This window comes from Kitasatospora purpeofusca, assembly GCF_042691725.1.
GTDB classification, from domain to species: Bacteria; Actinomycetota; Actinomycetes; order Streptomycetales; family Streptomycetaceae; genus Kitasatospora; species Kitasatospora purpeofusca_B.
This window is the reverse complement of sequence record NZ_CP170483.1, coordinates 1,309,505-1,315,308: the sequence shown is the minus strand read 5'-3', so window position 1 is coordinate 1,315,308 and position 5,804 is coordinate 1,309,505. Positions and strand designations below refer to the sequence as shown.

Annotated in this window: 1 protein-coding gene; it reads left to right on the top strand. The window is 78.5% G+C overall.

Annotation, left to right across the window (positions count from 1 at the left end; all coding sequences use genetic code 11):
- Positions 1-34: 34 nt before the first annotated feature.
- Complete coding sequence (locus ACFCLZ_RS05230; protein ID WP_380283493.1) at positions 35-5,692, top strand: SDR family NAD(P)-dependent oxidoreductase; 5,658 nt, start codon at positions 35-37, stop codon at positions 5,690-5,692.
- Positions 5,693-5,804 lie beyond the last annotated feature (112 nt).

Below are 5,804 nucleotides of genomic sequence, written 5' to 3'. Positions count from 1 at the left end.
CCGTTCCTCCCCCGGAAGATTGCGAGGCCCGCACGTGACCGGCTCCACCGAACGTCTGGAAGAGGCGCTGCGGGCGTCCCTCAAGGAGGCCAAGCGGCTGCGCCGGCAGAACCAGCAGCTGGCCGCCGCGGCGGCCGAGCCGCTCGCGGTGGTCGGCGTCGGCTGCCGCTACCCGGGCGCCGTCGACGGCGCCGACGCGCTCTGGGAGCTGGTCTCCGGCGGGATCGACGCCGTCGGCGACTTCCCCGCCGACCGGGGCTGGGACATCGACGGCATCTACCACCCCGACCCGGAGCACGCCGGCACGACCTATGCGAAGTCCGGCGGGTTCGTGGCGGACGCCGCGCGGTTCGACGCCGGGTTCTTCGGCATCTCCCCCCGGGAGGCGCTGGCGATGGACCCGCAGCAGCGGCTGTTCCTCCAGTGCTCCTGGGAGGCCCTGGAGGACGCGGGCATCGACCCGATCGGCCTGCGCGGCAGCGCCACCGGGGTGTTCGCCGGGTGCAGCTTCTCCGACTACGGGGTGCGCGGCGCCGACGCGGCGGACGCCGCCGGCCACCTGCTGACCAGTACCGAACTCAGCGTGGTCTCCGGCCGGGTCTCCTACACCCTGGGGCTGGAAGGCCCGTCGATGACGGTGGACACGGCCTGCTCGTCCTCGCTCGTCGGCCTCCACCTGGCCGCGCAGGCGCTGCGCCGCGGGGAGTGCTCGCTCGCGCTGGTCGGCGGCGTGACGGTGATGGCCACGCCCGAGGCGTTCATCGAGTTCTCCCGGCAGCGCGGCCTGGCCTCGGACGGGCGCTGCAAGTCGTACTCGGCGTCGGCGGACGGGGTCGGCTGGGCCGAGGGCGCCGGCGTCCTGGCGGTCGAGCGGCTGTCGGACGCGATCCGCAACGGGCGCCGGATCCTGGGCGTGGTGCGCGGCACGGCGGTCAACTCCGACGGGGCGTCGAGCGGGTTCACCGCGCCGAACGGCCCCTCGCAGCAGCGGGTGATCCGGGCCGCCCTCGCGGACGCGGGCCTGGCGGCGGCGGACGTGGACGCGGTGGACGGCCACGGCACCGGCACCCGGCTCGGCGACCCGATCGAGGCCCAGGCCCTGCTGGCGACCTACGGGCAGGAGCGCGCCGACGGCCGGCCCCTGTGGCTGGGGTCGGTCAAGTCGAACATGGGCCACGCCCAGGCCGCCGCCGGGGTCGCCGGGGTCGTGAAGATGATGATGGCGATGCGGCACGGTGTGCTGCCCCGGAGCCTGTACAGCGACGAGCCGTCCCCGCAGGTGGACTGGACGGCCGGCCGGGTCGAGCTGCTGAAGGAGCCGGTGCCCTGGCCCGCCGGGGAGCGGGTGCGCCGGGCCGGCGTCTCCTCGTTCGGGATCAGCGGGACGAACGCGCACGTGATCCTGGAGGAGTTCCGCGCCGAGGAGCCCGCGCGGGAGGTCGCCGCCCCGGCGGGGCCGCTGCTCTGGCCGGTGTCGGCGCACAGCGCCGACGCCCTGCCGGTGCAGGCGGCCCGGCTGCGCGACGCCCTCCTCGGGCGCGGCCCGGACCGGGCGGCCGGCCCGGTCGACGTCGGGTTCTCGCTCGCCACCTCCCGCGCCGCCCTGGACCACCGCGCGGTGGTGCTCGGCGCCGACACCGCTGAGCTGCTCGACGGCCTGGCCGCGCTCGCCGCGGGCCGCCCGTCGCCGTCGGTGCTGGGCGGCGTGGTGCGGCCCGGCGCGGCCACCGCGTTCCTGTTCACCGGCCAGGGCGCCCAGCGGGCCGGGATGGGAGCCGGCGCCGCCGCGGCCTTCCCCGCGTTCGCGGCCGCGTTCGACGAGGTGTGCACCGAACTGGACCGGCACCTGGACCGGCCGCTGCGCGCCGTGATCGGCGCGGACGACGGGGCCCTGAACCGGACCGGCTACGCCCAGGCCGCGCTGTTCGCCGTCGAGGTGGCGCTGTACCGCCTGGCGGAGTCCTGGGGGCTGCGCCCGGACTTCGTGGCCGGGCACTCGATCGGCGAGCTCTCGGCGGCGTACGCGGCCGGGGTCTGGTCGCTGCCCGACGCCTGCGCCCTGGTCGCGGCCCGCGGCCGGCTGATGCAGGCGCTGCCCGAGGGCGGGGAGATGGTCGCGGTCGTGGCCGGCGAGCCCGAGGTGCGCGCGGCCCTGGTGCCCGGAGCGGACGTCGCGGCGGTCAACGGGCCGCGGTCGGTGGTGGTCTCCGGCGACGCGGCGGCGGTGGCAAAGTCGGTGGCCGGCTTCGAGCGGACCCGCCGCCTGACCGTCTCGCACGCCTTCCACTCGGCCCTGATGGAGCCGATGCTCGACGAGTTCCGCAGGACGGCCAAGGGCCTGGAGTACCGGCTCGCCCGGATCCCGGTGGTGTCGAACCTGACCGGCGCCCTGGTCGCGGCCGGCGAGCTCCAGGACCCCGAGTACTGGGTGCGGCACGTGCGGGAGACGGTGCGGTTCGCCGACGGCATCGGGACCCTGCGCGACCAGGGGGTGACCCGCTTCGTCGAACTCGGCCCGGACGCCACGCTGACCGCCCTCGTCGGCCAGTGCCTCGACTCCGCCGAGGACGTCCTGGCCGTCCCGCTGCTCCGCAAGGGCCGGGCCGAGGAGACGACGCTCGCGGCCGCCCTCGGCGCCCTGCACGCCCACGGGGCGCCGGTCGACTGGCACACCTACTACGCGGGCAGCGGCGCCCGCCGGGTGGACCTGCCCAGGTACGGGTTCGAGCAGCGCGAGTACTGGCTCGGCCGCTCGACGGGCGGCGCGCCGGCCGCGGGCTCGGCCGGCGCCGGCCAGGGCGCGGCGGCCCACCCGCTGCTGGGCGCGGTCGTGGACCTGCCCGAATCCGGCGGGGTCGTGCTGACCGGCCGGATCTCCCCGACCTCCCGGCCCTGGCTGGCCGACCACGCCGTCCACGGCGCGGTCCTGCTGCCCGGCACCGGGTTCGTGGAACTCGCCGTCCGGGCCGGCGACGAGGTCGGCTGCCCGCTGCTGGAGGAGCTCACCCTGGAGGCCCCGCTGGTGCTGGACGCCGCGGCGGGCACGGACCTGCGGGTCGCGGTGGGCGGAGCGGACGAGGCGGGCCGGCGCACCGTCACCATCCACTCCCGCCCGGCCGCGACGGCCGCCGGAGCGGGCGAACCGGGCTGGGCCCGGCACGCGGTCGGCACCCTCGCCGCGGACCCGGACCCGGCCGCGGACACCGCCGAGCCCCTGCCGGAGGCCTGGCCGCCGGCCGCGGCCACCGCCCTGGACCTCTCCGGCGTCTACCCGGCCCTCGCCGAGCAGGGGTACGCCTACGGTCCCGCCTTCCGCGGGCTCACCGCGGTGTGGACCTCGGGGGAGGAGATCTACGCCGAGGTCGCGCTGCCCGCGTCGGAGCAGGAGGAGGCCGGTGCCTTCGGCCTGCACCCGGCGCTGCTGGACTCGGTCATGCACGCGGTCGGCTTCGCCGGGCCGCAGACCGACCGGGGCATGGTGCCGTTCTCCTGGTCGGGCGTGCGGCTGCACGCGGCGGGCGCCGCGGCGCTGCGGGTGCGGGTCGCGTTCCACGGCCCCGACGCGGCGGCGATCAGCGCGGCCGACCCGGACGGCCGGCCGGTCCTGAGCGTCGCGGAACTCGCCTTCCGCTCGATCCCGGCCCCCGGCGGCCCGGCGGCGGGCACCGGAGCGGACCGGCTGTTCCGCCTCGACTGGGCTCCCGCGGCCGACCCCGGGCAGCCGTCCCCGGCCGCCGAGCCCGCCGCCCGCACCGTCCTGGGCGCCGACGGCCTCGGGCTCGGCGCGGCACTGGCGGCCGCCGGGCACCCGGTCCTGGCGTACCCGGACTGGGACGCGCTGGCCGCGGCCGGCCCGCGGCCGGGCACCGGCGCGGCGGCACCGCTCGTCCTCGTCCCGTGCTGGGCGCCGCCGCAGGAGCAGGACGCGTCCGCCGCCCGCGCCGCCGCGGACCGGATGCTCGCCCTGGTGCAGGGCTGGGCCGCCGACCGGCGGTTCGCCGAGCACCGGATGGTCGTGGTGACCCGCGGGGCGGTCGCCGCCGGCCCCGGGGACACCGTCACGGACCTGGTGCACGCCCCGCTCTGGGGCTTGATCCGCACCGTCCAGCAGGAGTACCCCGGCCGCTTCGCCCTGCTGGACCTGGAGGCCGCCGGCACGGCGGGCACCGCGTCGGGGCCGGCCCCGGACGCCGCGCTGCCGGCCGCCGCGCTCGACCTCGCGCTGAGCGGCGAACCGTGCGTCGCCGTGCGGGCCGGCGGGCTCGCGGTACCGCGGTTGGCCCGCACCCGGCCAAAGCCGGCGGCCCGCCCCGCGCTCGACCCCGCGGGCACCGTGCTGGTCACCGGCGGCACCGGCGCGCTCGGCGCCGCACTCGCCCGGCACCTGGTGACCGGCCACGGCGTCCGGAACCTACTGCTGGCCGGCCGCAGGGGTCCGCAGGCCCCCGGCGCGGCCGAGCTGGCCGCCGAACTGACCGGGCTGGGCGCCGAGGTGACCGTGGCCGCCTGCGACGCCGCCGACCGGGACGCGCTGGAGCGGCTGCTCGGCTCGATCCCCGCCGACCGGCCGCTGACCGGGCTGGTGCACGCGGCGGGCGTGGTCGACGACGGCGTGATCGGCTCGCTGACCCCGCAGCGGATGGCGGGGGTGCTGCGCCCGAAGATCGACGCGGCCTGGAACCTGCACGCCCTGACCGAGGACCTCGACCTGGCCATGTTCGTGCTGTTCTCCTCGGTCAGCGGCACCCTCGGTGCCGCGGGCCAGGGCAGTTACGCGGCGGCCAACGCGTTCCTCGACGCCCTGGCCGCCCGGCGCGCCGCCGACGGCCGGGTCGCGCACAGCCTGGCCTGGGGCCTGTGGGCGGACGAGACGGCGGGCGGCGGGATGGGCGCCGGGCTGCGGGACTCCGACCGGGTCCGGCTGGCCCGGGGCGGCGTCCGGGAACTCCCGGTGGCCGAGGGGCTCGCCCTGTTCGACGCGGCGGTCCGCGGCGACGAGCCGGTCCTGCTGCCGGTCAACCTCGACCTCTCCGCACTCGCCGCCCAGGCCGCGGAGGCCGGCGAGGTTCCGCCGCTGCTGCGCGGCCTGCTCCGCGGACCCGCGCGCCCCCGGGCGGCGGCGGGGCCGGGGACGGGCGCCGACGGCGCGGGCGGACCGGCCGCGGGCGGGGCCTGGGCCCGGATCGCCGAGCTGGGCGGGCGCGACCGGGTGGACGCGCTGGTCGAGCTGGTGCGCGCCGCCACCGCGGCGGTGCTCGGCCACGACCGCCCCGAGGCCGTCGACCCGGACAAGGGCTTCCTCGAGCTCGGCCTCGACTCGCTGACCGCGATCGAGCTGCGCAACCGGCTGGACGCGGTCACCGGCTGCCGGCTGCCGGCCACGGTCGTCTTCGACTACCCGGCGGTGTCCGTGCTGGCGGCCCGGCTCGGCGAGGAGCTGCCCAGCGCAGGATCCGCGCTGGCCGACCACCTGGCCGCGATCCGGGCCCTGCTGGAGTCGGGGGCCCTGACGGACCCGGAGCGCTCCGAGGCCACCGCCGGACTGCGCGCCCTGGCCGCCAGTGCGTCCGGTGCCGCCGCCGCGCCCGGGGCGCCGAGGACGGCCGACGGCCCCGCGCCGGAGAAGGACCTCGACGCGATCACCGCCGAGGAGCTGTTCGGGATCCTCGACGACGAGCTCGAAACGTCGTGACCGGACCGTCCGGGCCGACCGGACCCACTGGACCCACCGGCCCGTCCGGGCCGTCGGGCCCGACCGGTCCGCCCGGGCGCACCCGGTCCCGGCCGTAGGCGGCGACCACCCG